The sequence below is a fragment of the Clostridium lundense DSM 17049 genome (assembly GCF_000619945.1).
Classification (GTDB): domain Bacteria; phylum Bacillota; class Clostridia; order Clostridiales; family Clostridiaceae; genus Clostridium_AO; species Clostridium_AO lundense.
On record NZ_JHVC01000001.1, the window covers coordinates 606,060 to 630,832 of the forward strand.

A 24,773-nucleotide genomic window follows, 5' to 3' on the forward strand; every position below is an offset into this window, starting at 1 on the left:
TGAGTATATGTTAAGCAAGTGGAAATGGAAGGATGAATAAATATGATAAAAAGTATGACTGGCTTTGGTAGGGCAACCTTCGAAGATAGTAGTAGAAGTTTTATTGTAGAAATTAAAACAGTAAATCATAGGTATTGTGATATAAACATTAGAATGCCTAAAAGTTTAATTTCATTTGAAGATAAGATCAGAGCTACTATACAAGAAAAAATAGCTAGGGGTAAGGTGGATGTATTTATTACCTTAAACACCTATGATAAAAAAGATGTGAGAACTACTTTAAATGAATCTTTAGCAGAAAGTTATTTGAGTTGTTTAAAAGGGATAAAGGAAAAGTATAATGTTATAGATGATATATCAGTATCTCTTATAGCTAGATTCCCTGAGGTTATATCTCTTCAACAGCAAGAAGAAGATGGCGAAGAATTATGGAATAGTCTTTCCATTCCTTTAAGAGAGTCTATAGAGTTATTATTTAATATGAGGGAAAGAGAAGGATTAAAGCTTCAAGAAAATATTATTGATAAGTGTAATAAAATTAAATGTATAGTAGATAAGATAGAAGAAAGAGCTTATTTAGTTCCTATAAATTATAAGGAAAAAATGAATGCAAGAATTAAGGAACTTTTAGATGATAATCAGATAGATGAAAATAGAATTGCTATGGAAATTGCTGTATTTGCTGATAAGGCTTGTATTGATGAGGAATTAGTAAGACTTAATAGTCATTTAATACAAATGAATGAAACTTTAAATTTAAGTGAACCTGTTGGTAGAAAATTAGATTTTATTGTTCAGGAAATGAATAGAGAAGTTAATACTATTGCTTCTAAAGCTAATGATTTGGAGATTACAAATTTGGCTTTAAATATAAAAAATGAGATAGAAAAAATTAGAGAACAAATACAAAATGTAGAATAGAGTGGGAGGAATTCAATGGGTATTAAGTTAATTAACATTGGTTTTGGTAACATTGTTTCAGCTAATAGACTAGTGGCTATAGTAAGTCCTGAATCGGCTCCAATAAAAAGAATTATCCAAGAAGCAAGAGATAGGGGAATGCTTATCGATGCTACCTATGGTAGAAGAACAAGAGCTGTTATTATTACAGATAGTGATCATGTAATATTGTCAGCTGTACAGCCAGAGACTGTAGCGCACAGATTATCTTCTAAAGAAGAGGATGATATAGAAGAGGATGAAGAATAATGATTAAAAAAGGATTGCTTATTGTGATTTCTGGACCATCAGGTACAGGAAAAGGAACAGTATGCAAAGCATTACTAGAGCAAAATAAGTTCTGGATTTCTGTATCTGCCACCACAAGAGCGCCTAGAAAAGGTGAATTGGATGGGGAAAACTATTATTTTATAACTAAAGAGAACTTCTTAGAAAGAATTCATAAGGAAGATTTTTTAGAATATGCTGAGGTTTATGGAAATTATTATGGAACTCCTAAGTCAAATGTGTTAGAGAAACTAGACAAAGGAGAAGATGTTATATTAGAAATAGACATACAAGGAGCATTAAAGGTTAAAGAAAATTATCCCGATGGAGTATTTATATTTATCCTTCCACCATCAATGGAAGAACTTAAAAAAAGAATTACTAATAGAGGTACAGAAACAGAAGAATCTTTAATGACAAGATTCAAATCTGCTTATAAAGAGATTAATTTTGTATCAAAATATAATTATGCTGTAGTTAATGATACAGTAGAAGAAGCTGTTAAAAAAATTGAATGCATTATTGCAGCTGAAAGATGCAGGGTTGATAGAATAAAAAATACTATATTTGATTCGAAGGAGGGGTTGATACATGAACAACTCTATGATTAATCCATCTATAGTGGATTTATTAGAAAAAGTAGACAATAGATATTCTTTAGTAGTAGTAACATCTAAAAGGGCTAGACAGCTTATTGATGGTGAAAAACCATTAGTAGAAACTAATTCAACAAAGCCTTTAACAATGGCTATAAACGAAGTACATTCAAATGTTATTACATATGAATCACTTAAGAAAGGTATAAAATAACTATGGAATGCAAAAAAACTGTTGTAATTGGTGTAACTGGAGGAATAGCTGTTTATAAGGCATTAGATGTAATAAGTAGATTAAGGAAAAAAGATATAGATGTACATGTTATAATGACCAAATCTGCTTGTGAATTTGTAAATCCATTAAGCTTCCAAAGTCTTAGTCAAAACATGGTAATTACTGATATGTTTGATGAACCTAAACATTGGGAGATACAGCATATATCTCTGGCTAAAAAAGCTGATTTAATGCTTATTTTGCCTGCTACTGCTAACATTATAGGTAAAATAGCTAATGGAATTGCTGATGATATGCTTTCCACAACTGTTATGGCAACTAAAGCTCCAGTGGTTTTTGCTCCAGCTATGAATACAAACATGTATACTAATCCTATTGTTCAAAACAACATAAATAAGCTAAAAGAATATGGATATGTATTTATAGAACCAGAAGCAGGAAGATTGGCTTGTGGAGATACTGGAAAGGGAAAATTAGCTGATACAAAATTAATTGCTGAAATAGCTGAAAGTATGCTTTATCCTATAAAAGATTTATTAGGACAAAAGGTATTAGTAACAGCGGGACCTACTATGGCTTATATAGATCCTGTAAGATACATAACAAATAAATCTTCAGGTAAAATGGGGTATGCTATAGCAGAAGAAGCTAGAGACAGGGGAGCAGAAGTTACCTTAATATCAGGACCTACAAGCATAGAAGAACCTTTTGGAATGAAAGTTATACATGTAAAGACTAATGAAGAAATGTTAAGTGAAGTTTTAAAACATTTCCCAGAACAACAAATTGTAATAAAAGCTGCTGCTGTAGCAGATTATAAACCAAAGGAGTATTCTGATAGAAAAATAAAGAAGGCTTCTGATGATCTGAATTTAGAGTTAGTAAAGGATTCGGATATTTTAAAGAAGCTAGGAGAATTAAAAAATAATCAAGTATTAGTTGGTTTTGCGGCAGAAAGTAATGACTTAATAGAAAATGCTCAGCTTAAGCTTGAAAAAAAGAATTTAGATTATATAGTGGCTAATGATATAACAGGAGAAGGCATTGGCTTTGCTTCTGAAGAAAATAAGGTAACTATACTTTGTAGGGATGGAAGAAAAATCCCTATGGATAAAATGTCTAAAAGACAAGTAGCTGAAGAAATATTTAATCTAATTAATGAAAAGACAAAGTATGAATAATTAGAGTACTTAAAAGGGGCATGTATTCGCATTAAATCTGCAAATACGCCTCTTTTATTTAGTATAATAGCAAATTGAAGGGTGATTAAGTGTATAAATACGCAGGGGTTATAATAAATAGCAACTCTATACAGCTAGATAGACTTTTTACATACGAGATACCTGAAAATCTTATAGAAAAAATAAAAGTAGGAAGTAGAGTATTAGTACCATTTGGATTAGGCAACAAAAAGATAGATGGCTTTGTTATAGAACTTTATGAGAATGTAGAAAATATAAAGAGAATGAAAAAAATTTATAGTATATTTAATGAGTTTCCTTTATTAACTCAGGAAAACTTAATACTTATAGATCAAATGAAGGAGAAGTACCTTTGTACTTATATGGAATGTATAAAAACTATTATACCTTCAGCTTTATTTAAAGGTATGAAAAATAAAAAAGAAGTTTTAATATTTACAGGGAAACTATTAGATGATAAGTTTGATAAGGAACCTTATCAAAGTATATATAATATAGTTAAAGCCAATAATGGTAAGTTTACTAAGACTCATTTAAGTAAGAATTTTCAAGTTTCTTTATCTTCCATAAATACTATGCTTAAACATAAATTTTTAATTCAGCAAGAATCTATTGTTAATAGATATAATGATAGAGAATATTTATCTTACGAAAAGAAAGAATTAAATGAAGAACAGAAAAATGCTGTGAATAAAATACTTAATTGTCATGAAAAGAAATTCTTAATTCATGGAGTTACCGGTAGTGGTAAAACAGAGATATACATGAATTTAGTTCAAAAAATGATGGATCAAGGAAAGGAATCTATTATACTTGTACCTGAAATATCTTTAACACCTCAAATGGTAGAGAGGTTTAAAGGGCGATTTGGAAAGGATATAACTGTATTTCATAGTAAACTCTCTGATGGAGAAAGACTTGATGAATGGTTAAGAGTAAAAGAAGGAAAGGTTAAAGTAGCTATAGGAGCTAGATCTGCAATATTTCTTCCGTTTGAAAATTTAGGACTTATAGTTATTGATGAAGAACATGAAGGAAGTTATAAATCTGATAGTGATCCTAAATATAATGCTAGAGAAATTGGTGAAATTAAAACTGAGTTACATAATTGTAAGTTAGTTCTAGGATCAGCCACTCCATCTATTGAAACCTATTACAGATGCAATAATAGTGAATTTGAACTTATAACTTTAAATAATAGAGCTGATGGAGCAAATATGCCTCGGATACAAATAGTAGATATGAGAGAGGAACTTGCAAATAACAATAGATCTATTTTTAGTAAAAAGTTATTTGAAGAAATTGAAAATAGATTGAATAAAAAAGAACAGATAATTTTATTTTTAAATAGAAGAGGTTTTTCTACTTTTGTATCTTGTAGAAAATGCGGATATGTTTTTAAATGCAACAATTGTGATATATCATTGACTTATCATAATTTAGGAGATTCTTTAATTTGTCACTATTGTGGTAGTAGGCAAAAGGTTCCAAAATTATGTCCTAAATGCGGAAGTAATTATGTAAAGTATTTTGGAGTGGGTACTGAAAGAGTTCAGGAAGAAATAAAAAAATATTTTCCTCAGGCTAAAACTTTGAGAATGGATTTTGATACTACAAGAAAGAAGAATTCTTATGAATATATATATAATACATTTAAAGAAGGTAAAGCTGATATTTTAATAGGAACTCAGATGATTGCTAAAGGATTAGATTTTCATAATGTTACTTTGGTTGGAGTAATAGCTGCAGATTTATCATTAAATTTACCAGACTTTAGGGCGTCAGAGAGAACTTTTCAACTTATAACCCAAGTTTCAGGAAGAGCTGGAAGAGGTAAAAAAGAAGGTACTGTAGTAGTTCAAACCTATAATCCTGAAAGTTATAGCATTATTTCTGCTTCAGATAACAATTATCTAGGATTTTATAATGAAGAGATAAATTTAAGAAATATAATGAATTATCCACCATTCTCACAAATTATGCTTATAAATATGAGCAGTGAAAATGAGGACTTATTAATAAAAAATATACAAAATGTTGGTATAATTTTAAAAGACATTTTGAAAAATAATGATAAAATAGAGATATTAGGACCATGTCCTTGTGAAATATCAAAAATTAAAAATAATTATAGGTGGCAAATAATAATAAAAGGGGATATGGAATTAGAATTAAAAAAGTATATAAGAGATAGAATTTATGAAACCTTAAAAGAGGTATATAATCATATTAGGGTAAGTATGGATGTTAATCCTTTAAGTTTAATATAAAATATATTGGAGGTATAAATATAATGGCGTTAAGAAATATAAGAAAATATGGTGATGATTTATTAAGAAAGAAAAGCAGAACTGTTGAAAAAATAGATGGTAGAATAAATACTTTATTAGATGATATGTTAGAAACTATGTATGAAAATAATGGAGTAGGTCTTGCTGCACCTCAGGTAGGAATTCTTAAGAGAGTTGTAGTTATAGACATTGGAGAAGGTCCATTATTTTTAATAAATCCTGAAATATTGGAGACAGAAGGCTCTTATATTGATGAGGAAGGATGTTTGAGTATTCCAGGTGAACAAGGAGAAGTAGAAAGACCATATAGAGTTAAGGTTAAAGCTTTAAATAGAGAAGGAAAAGAAATAATTGTAGAAGGAGAAGAATTACTTGCTAGAGCACTTTGTCACGAAATAGATCACTTAAATGGAATATTATTTGTGGACAAAATTATATCAAAGGAGGAAGAATAATATATATGAAAATTGTATTCATGGGAACACCAGAATTTGCTGTTCCATCTTTGGAAGCACTTATTGATGAATTTGGTGTAGAAGCTGTTTTTACTCAACCAGATAGACCGAAGGGAAGAGGAAAAAAATTAGCTATGTCAGAAGTGAAGGAAGTGGCAGTAAAACATAATATAAAGGTTTTTCAGCCTGAAAATTTAAAGAAGAGCAGAGAGAATATAGAAGAACTAAAAAGTATGAACCCAGATTTCATTATAGTAGTGGCTTATGGACAGATTCTTTCGAAAGAAATATTGGATATACCTAAATACGGATGTATTAATCTTCATGCATCACTTCTTCCAAAGTATAGAGGAGCAGCACCAATTAATTGGGTTATAGTAAATGGTGAAAAGGTAACAGGAAATACTACAATGTTTATGGATGAAGGATTAGACACTGGAGATATGTTACTTAAAAGTGAAGTGCAGGTTACAGATAGTATGACAGCAGGAGAACTTCATGATATACTCATGAAACAGGGAGGAGAACTTCTTTTAAATACTATTAAAGGAATAGTTGATGGTACAATTAAGAGAACTAAACAAGAAGATGAAAAATCATGTTATGCATCTATGTTAAGTAAAGAGACAGGAAGAATAGATTGGAATAAGGATAGCAAGCAAATAAATAATTTAATCAGAGGATTAAACCCATTTCCTGTAGCTTTTACAAATTATAATGGCGAAGTAATGAAAATATACGAGGCAGAAGTTTTAAACGAAAATACTAATTCAAAACCAGGATCTATTATAAATGTATCAAAAAAAGGAATTAAAGTAGCTACGGCTTCAGGTGTTTTACTTATTAAAAAAATACAATTTCCTTCCAAGAAACCTATGTATGTAGAGGATTATATTAAAGGTAATACTATAGATAAGGGAGATATTTTCACAAGCTAATCTGTTTGGAAAATAGCTTGATTATTGAAAAGTTAAGAGTAGGAGTGATTATATGTTCTATTGGAATAGCAGTATTATAGTTTTAATTCCTGCCCTAATTATATCAGCATGGGCACAGATGAAAATTACAAGTACATTCAATAAATACTCTAGAATAAATGCTATAAATGGTTATACAGGAGCACAGGTAGCAAGAAATCTTCTTGATAGCCATGGACTTTTTGATGTGCCTGTGGAAATAGTCAATGGTAAATTAACGGATCACTATGATCCTCAAAATAGGGTAATGAGACTTTCTTCAGATGTTTATTATGGATCTTCTATAGCAGCCATAGGAGTAGCGGCTCATGAAACGGGGCATGCTTTTCAACATCAAGAAAGATATTCTCCACTAATAATAAGAAATTCCATAGTACCAATAGTTAATTTTGGATCCAATGCATCTTGGATAATATTTTTCTTAGGATTCTTTTTTGGATTATCTAAACTATTAAATATAGGAATTATATTATTTTTAGGAGTGGTTATATTTCAGCTTATAACATTACCAGTAGAGTTTAATGCTTCTAATAGGGCTTTAGCTGTTTTAGAGAATAGAGGAATTTTATTAGGAGAAGAAGTAAATGGTGCAAGAAATGTATTAAAAGCTGCAGCCATGACGTATGTAGCGGCAGCTATTACTGCAATTGCACAATTATTAAGACTCGTTATTTTAAGCAATAGTAGAAGAGATGATTAAGGTTCTAGGAGAGCTGTATGTTTATTTAGCATACAACTTTCCTATAGATATAAAAATTGAGGTGGCATATGGAAAACAGTAGAGAAGTAGCTTTAGATATCCTAGAAGAAGTGTTTAATAAAAATGCTTACTCTAATATAGTAATAAATAATAAACTTAATGGATATAATCTTCAGGATAAAGATAAAGCTTTAGTTACAGAGATAGTTTATGGTACAATTAAATATAAGTATACTATAGATAAAATTCTTGATTATCATTTAAAAAATGGAATAAAAAAATTAGATAATTATGTATTGAATATATTAAGGATGGGAATTTATCAGATAAAATATTTAGATAAAATACCAGCTTTTGCTGCAGTAAATGAATGTGTTGAATTAGGAAAAAACAAGTCCAAAGGAGCTTCTAAACTAATAAACGGTGTTTTAAGAAATTACCTAAGGAGTGAAAATATAAATTATTGCAAAGGAAATGAAATTGATAAAATTTCATTTGAATATTCTTTCCCAAAATGGATGGTAAAATTATTTTCTAAACAATATGGATTAGAAACAACAGAAAAGATATTAAGAGGCTTAAATATAGTCCCTAGTGTTACTGTTAGGGTGAATAATTTAAAAGGAAATTTTGAAGAAGTATGGGAAAAGTTATTAGAAAATAATTATAATATTGAGGAAGGATTAATATGTCCTGAAGCAATTAAAATAATTAGAGGTAGAAATATAGAAAAAAATCCAATTTTTAAAGAAGGTTTCATAACAGTTCAGGATGAAAGTGCTATGCTTGTAGCTCCTACTATGGATTTACAGGAAAATATGATGGTACTTGATTTGTGTAGTGCACCTGGAGGGAAAACTACTCATATTTGTGAGATTATGAATAATACAGGAAAAGTTTTAGCTTTTGATATTCATGAAAATAAGTTGTCTTTAATAAAAGAAAATGCTGATAGATTAGGGATAAAAAATATTTTATTAGATACCATGGATGCAACAATATATAATAATAAATTTGAAAAAAAAGCAGATAGAGTATTAATTGATGTTCCTTGCTCAGGATTAGGAATAATAAGAAAGAAACCAGAAATAAAATATACAAAGAATATAAAGGATCTTAAGTCTATAGTAGAAGTTCAAAGAAAAATACTAATAAATGCTGCTAGATACATAAATGATAGCGGGATAATTTTATATTCCACATGTACTTTAAATAAAGAAGAAAATGAAGAAAATATAAAGTGGTTTATAGATAAATTTCCGGAGTTTAAAGTTGAGCCAGTATTCTATGGTAATTTAGATAATTTAATCTATAATGATCTAGGGACAGTAACTGTACTACCTAATGATAGTATGGATGGATTTTTTATAGCAAAACTAAGAAAAATTCGGTAGGTGTTTTTATGAAAAATATTTTAGATTATACTTTAGAAGAACTTAAGTTTTGGATGAAAGAAAATGGAGAAAGCGTTTTTAGGAGTAAACAGGTATTTGATTGGATTTATAAGGGAATTTATAATTTTGATGATATGAAAAATTTGCCTTTGGTGACAAAACAAAAATTAAAGGATAATTTTTATTTTAGTTTACCAGAAGTAGTAAAGCAATGTAAATCCAAGGATGGAGACACATTTAAGTTTTTGTTTAAGTATAAAGATGGTAATATAATAGAATCTGTAGTTATGAAATATAAACATGGCAATTCTATATGTGTATCAACTCAAGTTGGATGCAGAATGGGATGCAAATTTTGTGCTTCTACCCTAGGGGGGATGGTTAGAAATCTTACCCCTGGAGAAATATTAGGAGAAATTTTAGTAGCTGGAAGAGAGACCAAAGAAAGAATATCAAATATTGTTATGATGGGCAGTGGTGAGCCTTTAGATAATTTTGAAAACATATTAAAGTTTTTAGAAATTGTTAATTCACCTAATGGTCTCAATATAGGACAAAGACATATTACTTTATCAACTTGTGGAGTTGTACCTAAAATAATAGAGTTAGCAGATAAAAATTTTCAGATTACATTAGCAATATCACTACACGCACCAAATGATGAAATGAGAAAAAATATAATGCCTATTGCTTATAAATATACTATAGAGGAATTATTAAAAGCCTGTAGATATTATATAGAAAAAACCAACAGAAGAATAACCTTTGAATATGCTCTTGTAAAAGGAGTAAACGATGGAATTGAACATGCAGAAGAATTATCTTCAATATTAAAAGGAATGCTTTGCCATGTTAATTTAATTCCAGTAAATGAAATTAAAGAAAATGCTCTAAGAAAATCTTCACCAGAGGACGTTAAAAAATTTAGTAATATATTATTAAGAAATGGCATAGAAACTACTATTAGAAGAGAAATGGGAGCAGATATTGAAGCTGCATGTGGTCAACTTAGAAGGAGCTATTTAGAAGATAAAAATAAAATTAAAGAGGTGTAATATTATGGTGGGTATATTATCAGATGTAGGAAATTACAGGCCAATTAATGAAGACTCTGTTGGTTACTATGTTGATAATAATATAGGTATTTATGTCATAGCAGATGGAATGGGTGGACATAATGCTGGAGAAGTAGCAAGTAAACTTGCAGTGGATAGTGTTATAGAATATTTTAAAAAGAATACTAATTTTAAAGAGTTAGAAATAGAATTAGAAAATGCTATTAGGTATGCTAATGAAAAAATATATGAATTAAGTAAGAAGAATAATAAAATGGATGGAATGGGAACTACATTAACTGCTTGCCTTATAAGGGAGAAAGAAGTTGTTATAGCTAATGTTGGAGATAGTAGCTGTTATGTTATTAGTAAGGATGATAAAATAAAAAAGATAACTAAGGATCATTCTTTAGTACAACAGTTGTTGGATAATGGAAGTATAACAGAAGAGGAAGCTCTTTGCCATCCTAATAAAAATATTATAACAAGAGCATTAGGTACTTATGCCACTGTAGAAGTGGACACTTTTACGTTAAACTTAAATGATATAGAAAAAGTGATATTATGTTCGGATGGGTTAACTAATGATGTTACTCCAAAAGAAATGTATGATATAATAATGAAAAATAGCAATGAAGAATCCTGTAGACTTCTTGTAGAATTAAGCAAGAAAAAAGGTGGGAGAGATAATATATCAGTTATTGTAGTTGAAGGAGAGTGTAAAGATGATAGGTACTTTACTGGGAAATAGATATGAACTCTTAGAGAAAATTGGAGAAGGTGGCATGGCAGAAGTATATAAGGCAAGATGTCATCTCCTTAACAGATATGTGGCTGTTAAAGTGTTAAAAGAAGAGTTTTCTAGAGATAGTCAATTTGTTGAAAAATTTAAAAGAGAGGCAACAGCAGCAGCTAGTCTTTCAGATAATAATATAGTTAATATATACGATGTAGGTTCTCAAGATGAAATAAATTATATAGTTATGGAATATGTAAAAGGAAGAACCTTAAAAGAGGTTATTAGATTAAAAAATAGATTAGAAGTTGAAGAATCAGTAAATATAGCTATACAAATAGCAAAAGCACTGCAATGTGCCCATAGAAATAATATTATACATAGAGATATTAAGCCTCATAACATTTTAGTTACAGAAGAAGGCATAGTAAAGGTTACTGATTTTGGCATAGCTAAGGCTGCTAATTCAGTGACTATAACAAATACAGATAAAGTGATCGGATCTGCACACTATTTTTCTCCAGAACAGGCAAAGGGTAGTTTTGTAGATTGTAGAACTGATATATATTCTTTGGGTATAGTTATGTATGAGATGGTTACAGGGAGAGTACCATATGATGCAGATAGCCCTGTATCTGTAGCATTGAAACATATACAAGAACCAGTAGTACCACCTATACAATTAAATTTATCTCTTCCAAGTAATTTTAATAGTGTAATTTTAAAGTGTATAGAAAAAGAACCTATTAGAAGGTACCAAGATATCAAAAGTCTACTTGAAGATTTAGATAAGGTAAAAAATAATGAAGAAGTAGATGTAAAAGTTCCTAACTATTATGATGATAGAACACAAATAATGGATGCTGTAAAGGTAAAAACTAAGAATAATAATGAAGATGAATATATTGATGAAGATGATTTTGAAGAAGAGGAATTTGAAAAGGGATCTATAGATAATAAAAAGAAGAAAATGATAGCTATAGCTACGGCAATAATACTTGTAATAGCTGTAGGATTTGCTTCAGGGTATATTATATACAATAAAATATCACCTAATGGAAAAGCTTCAGCTCAGACGGTAACTATACCTGATATAGTTGGAAAAAGTAAAGAGGAAGCAAAAAAATTAGTAGAAGAGAAGAATTTAAAGTTTGTAGTTGGTAGCACTGAAAAAAGCGATAGAGCAGAAGGTACTGTAATAAGTTGTTTTCCAAATTCAGGTACTCAAGTAAAAGCTAATTCCGAGGTTAGAGTAATAGTTAGTTCTGGTGTGGATAAACAAATAGTTCCAGATTTAAAAACTATAGATTTAGAAGTGGCTAAAGATATTTTAAAGAGATACAATTTAAAACTTGGAAATGTTACAGAGGCATATGATGATAATATAGCTAAGAATTGTGTAATAAGCCAAAGCCCGGATAAGGATAATAAAGTAGAAGCCAATTCTTCTGTAGATGTAGTAATAAGTAAAGGACCTAAAATAACATATGCTACAGTACCAAGTTTAAATGGTAAAACTTTAGAGGAAGCTAGAACTTTACTCTCTAATTCAAATTTAAAATTAGGAACATCAAAGTCAGTAGAAACTTCAGATAAGAGCTTAGATGGAAAGATATTTGAACAAAATATAGAAGGTAACACCAAGGTAACAGAGGGTACAGCAGTTAATGTAACTTATTATGTATATAAAGAAGAAAAGCCTAATGAAGGAAACGAAGATGGCAATAAACCTAATGATGGAAACACAGAGGGAGATACTAGCACTAACGGCAATAAAAATGATGAAAATAAAAATAATAATGAAAATCAACAAAATAGCACAGGTACAAAAAATAATCAATAAAATAAGTTAGTTGTTTATAACCAGGAGGTATTATGCAAGGTATTATTGTAAAAGGTATAGGTGGATTTTATTATGTTAAAGTTGAAGATGAAGTTATAGAATGTAAAGCTAGGGGTAAGTTCAGGCACAATGAACTTACCCCTATGGTAGGTGATAAGGTACAAATTACAGTAAATAATGGGAAAGGAACAATAGATAAAATATATGAAAGGCATAATATGCTTATTAGACCTTCAGTAGCAAATATAACACAGGCTTTAGTAGTATTTGCTCTTAGAAATCCTGATATTAATGAAGATTTATTAAATAGGTTTATAATGCTTTGCGAATATAATGATATAAAAGCAGTAGTTTGTTTTAATAAAACAGATTTACTTGAAGATCCACAAATGGAAGAAGTAGTTTCTATGATTAAAAGTGCGGGTTATGAATGTATATTTCTAAATGCAAAACAAGGTATTGGCATTGATGAAATTAGGGAAAAGTTAAAAGATAATGTTACAGTACTTTGTGGGCCATCAGGAGTAGGAAAGTCTACTATTTTGAATAATTTAGCAGGAAGAGATATCATGGAAACAGGAAATATAAGCGAAAAGCTAAAAAGAGGAAAGCATACTACAAGGCATAGTGAACTTATAGAAGTGGAAGAAGGCTTTTTAGTTGACACTCCAGGATTTTCATCTTTAAATACTGATTTTATAGAAAAAGAGGATGTTCAATCGTGTTTCCCAGAGATTTTACAGTATGCTTATGGATGCAAATTTACAGGATGTCTTCATTATAAAGAGCCTAAGTGTGCTGTAAAGGAAGCTGTAGAGGAAGGAAAAATTCATAAAAAGAGATATGATTTTTACATTAGAGTTATAGAAGAAAAGACAAAAGGGAGGAATAACAAGTGATAAAAATAGCACCATCAATATTATCAGCAGATTTTTCAAAATTAGGAGAAGAGGTTAAAGCATTAGAAGTATGTAATGCAGATGTAATACACATAGATGTAATGGATGGAATGTTTGTTCCTAATATATCCTTTGGAATTCCAGTAATAAAAAGTATAAGAAAAGTTACAAAGTTACCTTTTGATGTACATTTGATGATAGAGGAACCAGGAAGATATATTGAGGACTTTGTAAAGGCAGGAGCAGATATAATTACAATCCATTATGAAGCAGATAAACATATAGATAGAACTATAAATTATATTAAAAGTTTTGGAGTAAAAGCTGCTGTAGCGTTAAATCCAGGCACTCCAGTAAGTGTATTAAAGGATGTAATACCTTCCTTAGATATGGTGTTAATAATGTCTGTAAATCCAGGCTTTGGAGGACAAAAATATATAAGTTATGCTCTCAATAAAATAAAAGAAGTTAATGAACTAAAAGAGAAGTATAATAAGAACCTTATTATTGAAGTAGATGGAGGAATAGATATACATAATATAAAAGAAGTGGTGGAAAGTGGGGCAGAGTTTATAGTAGCAGGATCTGCAGTATTTAAAAATGGGGATATAAAAGAAAATATTATGAATTTAAAAGAGGCTATAAAATGAAGGCACTAGTACTTTCAGGAGGAAATCCTCCACCTTATGACTTAATTAAGGAAGAGATACGGAAGTGTAATATATTAATTTCTGCGGATAGTGGTGCTAATATATTATATGAATATAGGATAAAACCAAATGTAATGCTTGGAGATTTTGATTCTATAGACGAGAAAATATTAAAGTATTATGAAAATGAAAATGTAACAATAGAAAAGTTTCCCGCCGAAAAAGATTTCACTGATTCCTACGGTGCGTTGGAAAAAGCTGTGGAATTAGGTGCAAAAGAAATCGGATTTTTAGGTTGTACAGGTAGTAGAATAGATCATATGTTGGGAAATATAGGATTATTACTTACATGTTTGGAGTTAGGAGTAAAATGTTACATTAGAGATGAAAATAATTTAATAAGATTAGTGGATGAGCCTATCACCATAGAAAAAGAAGGATATACATACTTTTCCTTGATTGGTTATGGTGGAGGTGTAAAAGGTATAACTATAACAGGAGCTAAATATCCTTTAAAAGATTACAACTTAAGATTAGGAGAATCTTTGGGAGTATCTAATGAAATTCTGGAAGATAGTGCTACAATAGACTTTAGAGAAGGACTTTTATTAGTAATACAAAGTAAAGACTAACGAAAGTTAATAGTTAATAATGAAAATTGAAGAATAAAGAAGGCTTTTTTTCACTAAGCTGCAGAAAAGCTTAAATAATAAAGAATAAATAACAATCTTGTAAAAGTATTTTGTATTGATAATATTTATTCTTTATTATTTTTTTTGCATAAAATTAAATTACATATTTATCCATGATTTAATGCTATAATTAAGGTATATAATAGGGGGAAGGGGTATGTTATGAGTTTAAATAAAAAACATGCAGCTATAGGAATAGTATTGTTGATAATTACTTGGGTAGGAAATGTCTTTTACTATAAAAAACATGTATTAAAAGAGCCTATATTTCTTAAGCATTATTACCATATTACAAAAGAAAATAGTGATTTTAAATTATACTATATTGAAAACATAAATTCTAAAGAAAATATAAATAATATTGTATTTCCCGAAGTTGGGGAGGAACATATAGAGTTTTATAAGTATAGTGATAATACCAACAAGCGATATTACCAAATGAAGAGTGTAGGTATAAATATTTATAAGGATGATTCAGCAAAAATTTTAGAGAAATATGAAAATAAGGTTATTACTAATGTAAAAGTAGAATTTTCTAGTGGTAGGGTTATGAATGTGGATATAGGCAAAATATATCTATGTAGTGATAATGAAGGAAAAGATGTTTTATTTACTCGTAAGAGTTCATATTCAGATAGTAGTAGTGGGTATGATTCCTTTATTATAGATAAGAATATAAAAATAAAAGCTATTTGCTCAAAATTCCCTGAGATCACAAATGATATATTACAGGTAAATAAAGAATCATTAAAGAATATTAAATTTCCTATAACATTGAAAACAGGAGATAAATTAGACATTAAATATAAATTCAAATTTAATAAGGATGATATAAGAAAAAACTATTTATATAGATTTCCACTGAATATTATTATTGGGGATTCTAAAGAAAGCAAAGTATTCTATTCACGTTATGTTAACTATTGTCCTCAATTCTTAGATGAGATTGATGTTAATTCTTTAATCAATGATAAGGAGAGGAAGTAAGAATGTATGCTTTAGGATATAATAAATTATTTTGGGGCATGATATTTATAATTTTTGATATAAACCTAGGAACTATTAATATTTTGCCAAACTTTATAGGGTATATGTTGATTTATTCAGCATTAAATATACTGGAAAAGCAGCATGAGATTTATAAAAAAGGTAAAATTCCAGCAATGATTTTAACTATACTTACTTTAAATGATATAATTCATACTGATAAAAATAATCTTTTATCAGGCGAATATCAAAGTCCAAATTTTTTGGGAATGCTTATTGGAACAATAGTTATGATTATTAGCATTTATTTGATCTATATTATATGTAAAGGAATTTATTATATTTCAATAGAAAGAGGATTTGATGAGTTAAAAGAAAGTACTGAAACTCGTTGGAGGTTTTATTTGGGTATAGAGATACTTATGTTATTCTATATGCCTTTTTCTTTAAATATTTCTCAGGATTTTAATTTTGTTATAGTTGTTTTCTGCATAATAAAATTAATTATAATGATATCTATTGCAATGTTGTTTAGAAGATCAAAATCAGAATTAGGGGAATCAAGTGATGCTTAGGTTTAGGATATAGGGAGTATTGTAGATCATAATTATGAGATAAACTAGGCAAATAATAAATAGTAGGTGTCACAGTTTTAAGAGTGCTGCATATAATACTATCATAAGTAATTTTTAAGGGATAATATTGTGGGAAAGTGCAGTAAATTTAAAAAAATAGCTGGATATGTTGTAGGTGCTATAGGAATAGGCATAATACTGACTTTTATTATCCCTATATGGGGATGGGTTATAGCTGTTGGAGCTGGACTTATATATTTAGGATGGTATCTAATACAACAATATAAATAATTAAATCATAGAGGTGATGCTTTATGAAGATTATGGCTGTTAAATTGCCTAAATTTTTATCTTCCTTTATAAAATTTATATTTAGAAAAAAATAGAACATAAAAAAAGACGACAAAAGTCGTCTTTTTTTATGTACTATCTAAGAAATAAAAAATGCAATTGGGATACAATTGCATTTCCTATTTTATATAGCACGCTGTACCTTACCGGAACGTAGGCATCTTGTACAAACATGTATAGTTTTAGGTGTTCCTTCAACTATAGCTTTAACTTTTTTTATGTTTGGCGCCCAAGTTCTTTTTGATTGACGATGTGAATGACTGTACTGTACACCAGCTACAACGCCTTTTCCACAAACTTCACATTTTCTTGACATTCGAAAACACCTCCTTTATAAATTGAAAAGAGTAAAATCTTCTCAATTTAGACCTATATTATTTTATCACACAATATATAATTTTTGCAAGCATATTATAAAATTTAAACATTGAATATTAATATTAAAAGATTTATCATATATTTCCTTGAATAAATTTTATATTTAATATAAAATATGTGTAAGGTCACATATAAGGAGGGGTTAATATGATAGGTAACATTTCAAATGATTATGGATATATTAATTATTCTGAAGAAATATTAGGTAACATTATAGGAGTATCAACTATGGAATGCTATGGAGTAGTTGGAATGGCCTCCAAGAATGCTACAGATGGATTATGGGAATTATTAAGAGGAGAGAACCTAAGTAAGGGTGTTAAAATCCATGCTAAGGATAATAAGCTATCTATAGAATTATATATAATTGTAGAATATGGAACTAAAATTTCTGTAATTGCAAGCAATATAATACAAAAAGTTAGATATAATGTGGAAAACTATACAGGATTAAAGATCTCAAATATTACAGTAAACGTTCAGGGTGTTAGAGTCTAAGGAGGTAACTTAAATGGAATACATAAATATTGACGGGCAGAGTTTTTATAACATGGTGATAAATGCTAATAATAAATTAGAAGAGCAAAAGGAATATGTGAACTCCTTAAATGTATTTCCGGTTCCTGATGGAGACACTGGAACTAATATGTCTATGACATTTAAATCTGCAGTTACAGAAATTCAGGGTATGGAAAAAGAAACTATTGATAAAATTTCTAAAAGCCTTGCAAAAGGAGCCTTAATGGGAGCGAGGGGAAATTCAGGTGTAATATTATCTCAGATACTAAGAGGTATTGCTAAAGGATTAGAAAATAAAGTTGAAGTTAATGTAGAAGAATTTGCAAATAGCATAATGGAAGGTGCTAAATCAGCGTATAAGGCTGTAATGAGACCAACTGAGGGAACTATTTTGACTGTAATTAAAGGCGCGGGTGAAGCTGCAATAAAAAGTAATGCTAAAAATGTTACAGAACTTATGCATGATGTATGTATACAAAGTGAGATAGTTTTAAATAAAACTCCTGAAATGCTACCAGTTTTAAAACAAGCAAAAGTAGTAGATGCAGGTGGAGCAGGACTTCTTATTATTCTTAAAGGAATGTTAGAAGTTTTAGAAAAAGATCTTAAATCTTTAACTGTAAACAAAGGGGAAGAAAAATCCTCAAACATTTCTGCTGCAAAAACTTTAGGAGATACTGATATTAAATTTGGTTACTGTACCGAATTTTTTATAATGTCCGATAAAGTAAATATTGAAGAATTTAAAAAAGAACTAGAACCTCATGGAGATTCTATGATAGTAGTAGGTGGAGAAGGTTTAGTTAAAGTTCATATTCATACTAATGATCCTGGCTTTATACTATCAAAAGCTGTTAAATTAGGTTCACTTTCAAAAATAAAAATTGATAATATGAGAGAGCAGCATAGACATATTTTAGAAGATGAATATCCAGTTAATCAGGAAGAAAGTGCTAATGACTCTATTGAGGAAAATATAGAAATTAAAAAATATGCTTTCGTATCTGTATCTTTGGGAGAAGGCATAAAAAATATTTTTAAGGATTTAGGAGTGGATTTTGTTATTGAAGGTGGTCAAACAATGAATCCAAGCACAGAAGATATATTAAATGCTGTTAAAAAATTAAATGCAGAAAATATATTTGTGCTACCAAATAACAAAAACATAATAATGGCAGCTACTCAAGCAGCAGAATTATCAGACAAAAATGTATATGTAATTCCAACAAAAACTATTCCTCAAGGAATAACTTCTATTACAGCTTTTAATATTGAAGCTGAAGTAGAAGACAATGTGAATAACATGACGGAAGCTATTGCAAATGTTGCTACTGGTTCTGTTACATATGCAGTAAGAGATACTGAAATGGATGGTAAGGTTATAAAAGAAGGAAATATTCTTGGATTAAAAGAAGGAAAAATAGAAGAAATAGGAAGCGATATGTTTACAGTTTGTAATAATTTAATAGAAAGTATGGTTGCGGAAGATAGTGAACTTATCACAATATTCTATGGAAAAGATTGTAATGAAGAAGAAGTAAATAAATTTGTAAAAGAATTAGAAGAAAAATATGAAGAGTTAGATATACAGTGTTATAGTGGAGAACAACCATTATATTATTTTATTTTCTCTGTAGAATAAAAAAAGCCATATGGCTTTTTTTATTTAATATAATTTTAATTTTGGAGTGATACTATGGATGTATACAGTAGTATTAGCTGTATAAAAGGTGTAGGACCAAAGACTTTAGAAGCTTTAAATAAATGTGGTGTTTTTAATATAATGGATCTTTTATTATACTTTCCCAGAGATTATAAGGAAGTGCTAATTTGTGACAGTATAAATGATGCAACGGAAAAAGGTCAAATTATATTAAAAGGTAAGGTAATAGAAATAAAAAGGGACATAAGAACTAAAAATGGAAAAATATTATCCAATGTAGTATTTGAAAATGAGGATAGTATTTTTAAGTGTAAATGGTTTAATCAACCTTATATAAAAAATTATTTTAGAATAAATAATTATTATGCGCTTAAAGGTAAAACAGATATTTTTAATGGAGAAAGAATATTGGTTAATCCAACTATATTGAAGAATACAGAAATAAATTTAAAAGACAGTAGAAAAGATATAATGGCCATATATACTTTAAGAGGAAATATAAAAAATAATACTATTGCAAAGTTTGTAAATGAAGTATTAAATAATATACATATAGAAGAAAATTTACCTAGCTGGATAATAAGCAAATATAAATTTTGTTCTTTAGACAGTGCTATAAGAAATATACATAAGCCTTTAAATGATAATGTGCTTTTTCAAGCTAAACGAAGGCTAAAATTTCAGGAGCTTTTTACTTATTCATTAAAGATATTGATACTTAAAGAATATAGAGATATGAATAATAAGGGGATTGAATATGCAATAGTTCCTGAACTTAAGGAGCTAAAAGAAAAACTTCCATTTCAGTTAACTAGTGCTCAAAGTAGGGTAGTAAAAGAAATACTTATTGATGAAAAAAGACCTATATGTATGAATAGACTGGTACAAGGTGATGTAGGTAGTGGAAAAACTATAGTTGGAATAATTGCCATGTTCAATGTGGTGAAAAATGGATGCCAGGCAGTTTTGATGGCTCCTACAGAAATATTAGCAGGGCAGCATTATAATGAAGTAACTAAGGTGCTGAAAGATTTTAATTTAAATATAAAATTATTATGTGGCAGTACTACAAAAAAGGAAAAAGAAATTATAAAAACAGAGTTGAAAGAAGGAAGTATAGATATAATAATAGGTACTCATGCATTAATAGAGGATGATGTGGAATTTCATAAACTAGGTTTAGTAATAACCGATGAACAGCATAGATTTGGAGTAATGCAAAGAAGCAAATTGTTTAATAAGGGACAAAATATAGATGTGCTTGTTATGACAGCTACTCCAATACCTAGAACTTTATCTCTATATTTATATGGTGATTTAGATATATCTATTATTGATGAACTACCTCCTGGAAGACAAAAAATTGATACATATTATATAAATAAAAATGAAAAGGATAGGGTATATAACTTTGCATTAAAGGAAATACAAAAGGGAAGGCAAGTTTATGTGGTTTGTCCATTGGTAGAAGAAAATGTAGATTTAGATTTAACTTCTGTAGAAGCTCTTTATGAGGAACTAAAAAAGAAGTATTTTAAAAATGTGGAAATTTCAATATTGCATGGAAAAATGACTTCTAAAGAAAAAAATGAAATTATGGATAAATTTAAAAATAATGAAATTAAAGTTCTTATATCTACAACTGTAATAGAAGTTGGTATTAATGTACCTAATGCTACATTAATGATAATAGAAAATGCTGAAAGATTTGGCCTTGCTCAGTTGCACCAATTAAGAGGAAGAGTTGGAAGAGGAGGAGAAAAGTCTTACTGCATACTTATAGGAAATATAAAAAACTCTATTACTAAAAAAAGAATGGAAACTATGGTAAATAGTAATGATGGTTTTTATATAGCAGAGCAGGATTTAAAAATACGAGGTAGCGGAGAAATATTTGGATTTAGGCAGCATGGAGAAGAAGGTTTTATATTATGCAATATTGTAGATGACATAGATTTATTAAAGCAATCAAATATGGAAGCTAAGAATATATTAAAGAGCAATAATGAAGAAGATAAGAAAATTTTAAAATATATAGTAGGGAAAATAGAAAATAACTCAAAGTATATTTGCTTTAACTAATGCTAACTTAGAAAAATTGAAAAAATTACCTGAGTATTATTTTAAAATAATGGGCAATATAATAGTACACCGATGGTTAAGATTAAAAAATTTAAATCGGAGGTGTTCGTCATGAATAGAGGAAAAGCTGTTATAGGAAACGATGATTTGGATGTTCCAAAAGACTAAGAAACCCTACAGTACTTGATTATAAACTGACTGATGAAATATCAGTATAGTTTTTAAGGATAAAATTCTTAAGAACATAAGGCTTATAAGAAAATAGAACTGTAGGGGGAAATTGTAGCAAAAGTAGAAATATAATTAGCTAAAGAGTACTCTATGAATGAAAAAACTAGTAAAGTAAGGGAGGTTAGTTAACCTCCCTTACTTTTGTTATGTAATATTAAAATATCTTTGTATAAAATAAATAAATATGCTAAAATATTATAGACATAAATATAGTTAAAATAGGCAGGGAGGAAATATTATGAGAATTATTGCAGGTCTTGCTAAAGGGAGAAAATTATTATCTCCAGAGGGAATGGGAACAAGACCAACTCTAGATAGAGTAAAAGAAAATATTTTTAATATAATACAAAATCATGTTTATGGAACAAAAGCGCTAGATTTATTTGCAGGAACAGGAAGTTTAGGTTTGGAGGCAGTAAGTAGAGGAGCAAAGGAATGTTATCTTATAGATAAAGGTGAAACTACATTTAAATATTTACAACAAAACGTTATAAATTTAAAGTTTGAAGATAAATGCAAATGCTTAAACGTGGATTCTTATGAAGCATTAAATTTATTTATTAAAAAAGGAATAGTTTTTGATCTTATTTTTATAGATCCTCCTTATGTAAGAGAAATGATTCCACCAGCTATGGATGTGATTGATAAGAACGATCTTTTAGTCAAAGAAGGATTGATAGTAACAAAAATAGATTCTTCAGAAGAAATTTATGAAGGTAGCCAAAGAATTGGTTTAATAGATCATAGAAAGTATGGTAATACTACAATCTGCTTATATAGATACAGGGAGGACTAAAATGAACATAGCAGTTTATCCAGGAAGCTTTGATCCAATTACAAATGGGCACTTAGATATTATAGAAAGAGCATCAAAAACTTTTGATCAGGTTATTGTAGGCATATTAGTTAACCCAGATAAAAAAGGATTATTTTCCATAGAAGAAAGGGAAAGGCTTATAGAAAGAGTAATTAAGCATATTCCTAATGCTAGAGTTGAAAGTTTTAGTGGACTTTTAGTAAATTTTATGAAAGAAAGAGATATAAAGGTTATCATTAAAGGATTAAGGGCAGTATCAGATTTTGAATATGAATTTCAAATGGCTTTAATGAATAAAAAGTTAAATCCTAATATAGAGACTTTATTTATGATGACAGATGCAAAATATTCATTTTTAAGTTCATCTTCAGTGAAACAAGTAGCCATGTTCGGAGGAAGCATAAATGGACTTGTACCTGATGAGATTATAGAGGATGTTATGTATAGAATGCATAATAAATAGGGGGATACAAACATGGATGTAATTAAATTAATAGAATATTTACAAGAAATAATTGACACATCTTCTAAGGTGCCAATAACAGGTAAGATTATGGTGGATAAAAAAGAAGTTTTAGAGGTAATAGATAAAATATTAAACTGTTTACCTGCTGAATTTAAAAAAGCGCAATGGGTCTTTGAAGAAAAGGAAAGAATATTAAGTGAAGCTATAAGAGAAGCTGAAACACTAAAAAAGGAAAATGTAGAATTATTAAAAAGGCAAATTGAAAATCATGATATTACTAAAGAAGCAAAAAATAGAGCCGAAGAGATAATTTCTTCAGCTCAAAGAGATGCTAAAGTTATGAGATTAGGCGCTAGGGATTATGCGGATGAAGTTTTGTCTCAGCTTGAAAAAGAAGTAAATGAACATAGTGAAAAAATGTTAGACGTTGTTAAAGGTGAAATGGAAAAATTCTTAGTGTCCATAAACTCTGAGGTTAATTCTACTTCAAACATAATTAGAGAAAATATAAAAGAATTAAGAAATATGAAAAAATAATTTATAATATATGTTTTTTTAGATTATAAACTATAATTGGCAGTATAAATAAAATAAATATAGCTATTATGAATATGAAATTAATGTTATAATTTATTGAAATATTAGAGGCAAAAGTTCCTATAACGGAGTTGTTATATAGCAATAAGTACAATATATATGAGACTATGGAACATATCAGTCCTTGTAATACTTTGTTTTTTCCATATGTAATCAATGAAAAATTGTGCTTGCTCATAAAAGAATTACATTGCCATATTATACAAAGCCCACTAAAACCTAATAAAAATCCAATTGTTAATAATTTTACTTCAAAATTTACATTGGAAGAAGAAATGATATTACATCCATTAGTCATTTCTATAAACCCAAGGATAAAACCTTCAGATAAGGTCTTGGGTATTTTTAATATATTTAAAATAGCATAAAAAGCAGAACTATGTTTTATTATGTTATTTAATACAGAAAATAATACTATGAAACCTCCAACAGATAAGGCAGTTTTTATTCCATTTTCAATAGAATCTTTTAAGATATTACCTAAATTTATATTTTGTGTAACTAAAGTACTTTTCTTATTATTAAATTTTATTTTTGTATTTCCTCTAGGCAAAATAAAGCCCATGATTATGCAGGATATATAACTAGCTAAAAGAAGTATATATCCTATTTTTGTATTACCAAGCATTGAGGTACCTACTGAACCTATAATAAATAGAGGACTTGGATTTGATGCAATATTTAAAAGTCTTTTACAGGTTTCATAGTCTATTACTCCTTTTTCATATAGATCGCAGCTGTATTTGGCACCTAAAGGATATCCACATAAAATACTTACAACTAAAGCAAAGGAACAATTTAGAGGCAATCCTAGAGGATAACATAATATTTTTCCCAAAGCTTTAGAATAAATATATACTCCATTACAATATAAAATTATATTGCATACAATTAAAAATGGGAAAAGAGATGGGAAAACTTTATAAAAAAATAAGGAAGCTCCAGATATACAGCCTTTTATACATACCATTGGATTCAATACAAAGCTTATTATTATTAAGGAGCAAACTATAGTAATAATCAAAGATTTGTCTTTAAGTAGTATTAATAATAAAATAAAAGTAGCAATTATCAAAATGTATAATAGTGTTTTCAAGATAACCTCTTCAAATAAACATACTTTAATATATATATATTTGAAGAGAGGTATTTTAT

General features: G+C 28.8%; 27 protein-coding genes. 25 read left to right on the top strand and 2 right to left on the bottom strand.

The features are described from left to right. The first annotated feature begins 42 nt into the window (after positions 1–42). From T514_RS0102890 to T514_RS26890, 19 genes are all read left to right on the top strand, one after another. Positions 43–921, top strand: coding sequence for a YicC/YloC family endoribonuclease (locus tag T514_RS0102890; protein ID WP_027623402.1), 879 nt, complete (start codon positions 43–45; stop codon positions 919–921). A 15-nt stretch (positions 922–936) separates the two neighbouring features. After that, positions 937–1,209, top strand: coding sequence for an extracellular matrix/biofilm regulator RemA (remA, locus tag T514_RS0102895; RefSeq protein ID WP_027623403.1), 273 nt, complete (start codon positions 937–939; stop codon positions 1,207–1,209). After that, positions 1,209–1,838 carry a guanylate kinase gene (gene gmk / locus T514_RS0102900; RefSeq protein ID WP_027623404.1) on the top strand — a complete coding sequence of 210 codons (630 nt, stop codon included), beginning with the start codon at positions 1,209–1,211 and terminating at the stop codon, positions 1,836–1,838. Before remA ends, gmk begins: the two co-directional genes overlap by 1 nt. Beyond that, positions 1,819–2,037 carry a DNA-directed RNA polymerase subunit omega gene (gene rpoZ / locus T514_RS0102905; protein ID WP_027623405.1) on the top strand — a complete coding sequence of 73 codons (219 nt, stop codon included), beginning with the start codon at positions 1,819–1,821 and terminating at the stop codon, positions 2,035–2,037. The genes gmk and rpoZ overlap by 20 nt, the downstream gene beginning before the upstream one ends. A 2-nt stretch (positions 2,038–2,039) precedes the next feature. Next, a complete protein-coding gene (gene coaBC / locus T514_RS0102910; RefSeq protein WP_027623406.1) occupies positions 2,040–3,239 on the top strand; it encodes a bifunctional phosphopantothenoylcysteine decarboxylase/phosphopantothenate--cysteine ligase CoaBC in 1,200 nt (399 codons plus the stop codon). 89 nt (positions 3,240–3,328) lie between these two features. Then, positions 3,329–5,530 carry a primosomal protein N' gene (gene priA, locus T514_RS0102915; RefSeq protein ID WP_027623407.1) on the top strand — a complete coding sequence of 734 codons (2,202 nt, stop codon included), beginning with the start codon at positions 3,329–3,331 and terminating at the stop codon, positions 5,528–5,530. Positions 5,531–5,553: 23 nt separating this feature from the next. Continuing rightward, entirely contained in the window at positions 5,554–6,006 is a 453-nt protein-coding gene (gene def / locus T514_RS0102920; RefSeq protein ID WP_027623408.1) for a peptide deformylase, read from the top strand. 5 nt (positions 6,007–6,011) lie between these two features. Beyond that, complete coding sequence (gene fmt, locus T514_RS0102925; RefSeq protein WP_027623409.1) at positions 6,012–6,944, top strand: methionyl-tRNA formyltransferase; 933 nt, start codon at positions 6,012–6,014, stop codon at positions 6,942–6,944. A 52-nt stretch (positions 6,945–6,996) separates the two neighbouring features. Beyond that, entirely contained in the window at positions 6,997–7,683 is a 687-nt protein-coding gene (locus T514_RS0102930; RefSeq protein WP_027623410.1) for a zinc metallopeptidase, read from the top strand. Between the two features lie 68 nt (positions 7,684–7,751). Then, positions 7,752–9,077 (top strand): 16S rRNA (cytosine(967)-C(5))-methyltransferase RsmB, encoded by a 1,326-nt coding sequence (rsmB, locus tag T514_RS0102940; RefSeq protein ID WP_027623411.1) that lies wholly within the window; start codon positions 7,752–7,754, stop codon positions 9,075–9,077. 8 nt (positions 9,078–9,085) lie between these two features. Then, positions 9,086–10,132, top strand: coding sequence for a dual-specificity RNA methyltransferase RlmN (gene rlmN / locus T514_RS0102945; protein ID WP_027623412.1), 1,047 nt, complete (start codon positions 9,086–9,088; stop codon positions 10,130–10,132). Positions 10,133–10,136: 4 nt separating this feature from the next. Then, positions 10,137–10,883, top strand: coding sequence for a Stp1/IreP family PP2C-type Ser/Thr phosphatase (locus T514_RS0102950; RefSeq protein ID WP_027623413.1), 747 nt, complete (start codon positions 10,137–10,139; stop codon positions 10,881–10,883). After that, the gene (gene pknB, locus T514_RS0102955) at positions 10,858–12,711 is read left to right on the top strand and encodes a Stk1 family PASTA domain-containing Ser/Thr kinase (protein ID WP_027623414.1); all 1,854 of its coding nucleotides are present in this window, start codon (positions 10,858–10,860) and stop codon (positions 12,709–12,711) included. Before T514_RS0102950 ends, pknB begins: the two co-directional genes overlap by 26 nt. Before the next feature lie 32 nt (positions 12,712–12,743). Further along, positions 12,744–13,610, top strand: coding sequence for a ribosome small subunit-dependent GTPase A (rsgA, locus tag T514_RS0102960; protein WP_027623415.1), 867 nt, complete (start codon positions 12,744–12,746; stop codon positions 13,608–13,610). Then, positions 13,607–14,260, top strand: a complete 654-nt coding sequence (gene rpe / locus T514_RS0102965; RefSeq protein ID WP_027623416.1) for a ribulose-phosphate 3-epimerase — start codon at positions 13,607–13,609, stop codon at positions 14,258–14,260. The genes rsgA and rpe overlap by 4 nt, the downstream gene beginning before the upstream one ends. Further along, positions 14,257–14,892, top strand: a complete 636-nt coding sequence (locus tag T514_RS0102970) for a thiamine diphosphokinase (protein ID WP_027623417.1) — start codon at positions 14,257–14,259, stop codon at positions 14,890–14,892. The genes rpe and T514_RS0102970 overlap by 4 nt, the downstream gene beginning before the upstream one ends. 222 nt (positions 14,893–15,114) lie before the next feature. After that, positions 15,115–15,939 (top strand): hypothetical protein, encoded by an 825-nt coding sequence (locus T514_RS0102975; protein WP_027623418.1) that lies wholly within the window; start codon positions 15,115–15,117, stop codon positions 15,937–15,939. Positions 15,940–15,941: 2 nt separating this feature from the next. Next, positions 15,942–16,514 carry a hypothetical protein gene (locus T514_RS0102980; protein WP_027623419.1) on the top strand — a complete coding sequence of 191 codons (573 nt, stop codon included), beginning with the start codon at positions 15,942–15,944 and terminating at the stop codon, positions 16,512–16,514. A 129-nt stretch (positions 16,515–16,643) separates the two neighbouring features. Further along, entirely contained in the window at positions 16,644–16,805 is a 162-nt protein-coding gene (locus T514_RS26890; protein WP_169735784.1) for a hypothetical protein, read from the top strand. Between the two features lie 184 nt (positions 16,806–16,989). Here T514_RS26890 and rpmB read toward each other — a convergent pair whose 3' ends face one another. Then, on the bottom strand, positions 16,990–17,181 hold the full coding sequence (gene rpmB, locus T514_RS0102990) for a 50S ribosomal protein L28 (protein WP_027623420.1): 192 nt from the start codon (positions 17,179–17,181) through the stop codon (positions 16,990–16,992). 209 nt (positions 17,182–17,390) lie between these two features. On the opposite strand from rpmB, the gene T514_RS0102995 reads away from it, so the two are divergent. The 6 genes from T514_RS0102995 (at position 17,391) to T514_RS0103020 (ending at position 23,558) form a co-directional block, all read left to right on the top strand. Next, positions 17,391–17,741, top strand: a complete 351-nt coding sequence (locus T514_RS0102995; protein ID WP_027623421.1) for an Asp23/Gls24 family envelope stress response protein — start codon at positions 17,391–17,393, stop codon at positions 17,739–17,741. A gap of 13 nt (positions 17,742–17,754) precedes the next feature. Next, positions 17,755–19,404 carry a DAK2 domain-containing protein gene (locus tag T514_RS0103000; RefSeq protein ID WP_027623422.1) on the top strand — a complete coding sequence of 550 codons (1,650 nt, stop codon included), beginning with the start codon at positions 17,755–17,757 and terminating at the stop codon, positions 19,402–19,404. A 54-nt stretch (positions 19,405–19,458) separates the two neighbouring features. Beyond that, positions 19,459–21,507, top strand: a complete 2,049-nt coding sequence (gene recG / locus T514_RS0103005) for an ATP-dependent DNA helicase RecG (RefSeq protein WP_027623423.1) — start codon at positions 19,459–19,461, stop codon at positions 21,505–21,507. Positions 21,508–21,976: 469 nt separating this feature from the next. After that, positions 21,977–22,534 carry a 16S rRNA (guanine(966)-N(2))-methyltransferase RsmD gene (rsmD, locus tag T514_RS0103010; RefSeq protein WP_027623424.1) on the top strand — a complete coding sequence of 186 codons (558 nt, stop codon included), beginning with the start codon at positions 21,977–21,979 and terminating at the stop codon, positions 22,532–22,534. 1 nt (position 22,535) lies between these two features. Next, positions 22,536–23,018 carry a pantetheine-phosphate adenylyltransferase gene (coaD, locus tag T514_RS0103015; protein ID WP_027623425.1) on the top strand — a complete coding sequence of 161 codons (483 nt, stop codon included), beginning with the start codon at positions 22,536–22,538 and terminating at the stop codon, positions 23,016–23,018. A gap of 12 nt (positions 23,019–23,030) precedes the next feature. Continuing rightward, positions 23,031–23,558, top strand: a complete 528-nt coding sequence (locus tag T514_RS0103020) for a hypothetical protein (RefSeq protein WP_027623426.1) — start codon at positions 23,031–23,033, stop codon at positions 23,556–23,558. 1 nt (position 23,559) lies between these two features. Here the strand turns inward: T514_RS0103020 and ylbJ are convergent, their stop codons facing one another. Next, entirely contained in the window at positions 23,560–24,714 is a 1,155-nt protein-coding gene (gene ylbJ / locus T514_RS0103025) for a sporulation integral membrane protein YlbJ (protein ID WP_027623427.1), read from the bottom strand. Between the last annotated feature and the right edge of the window lie 59 nt (positions 24,715–24,773).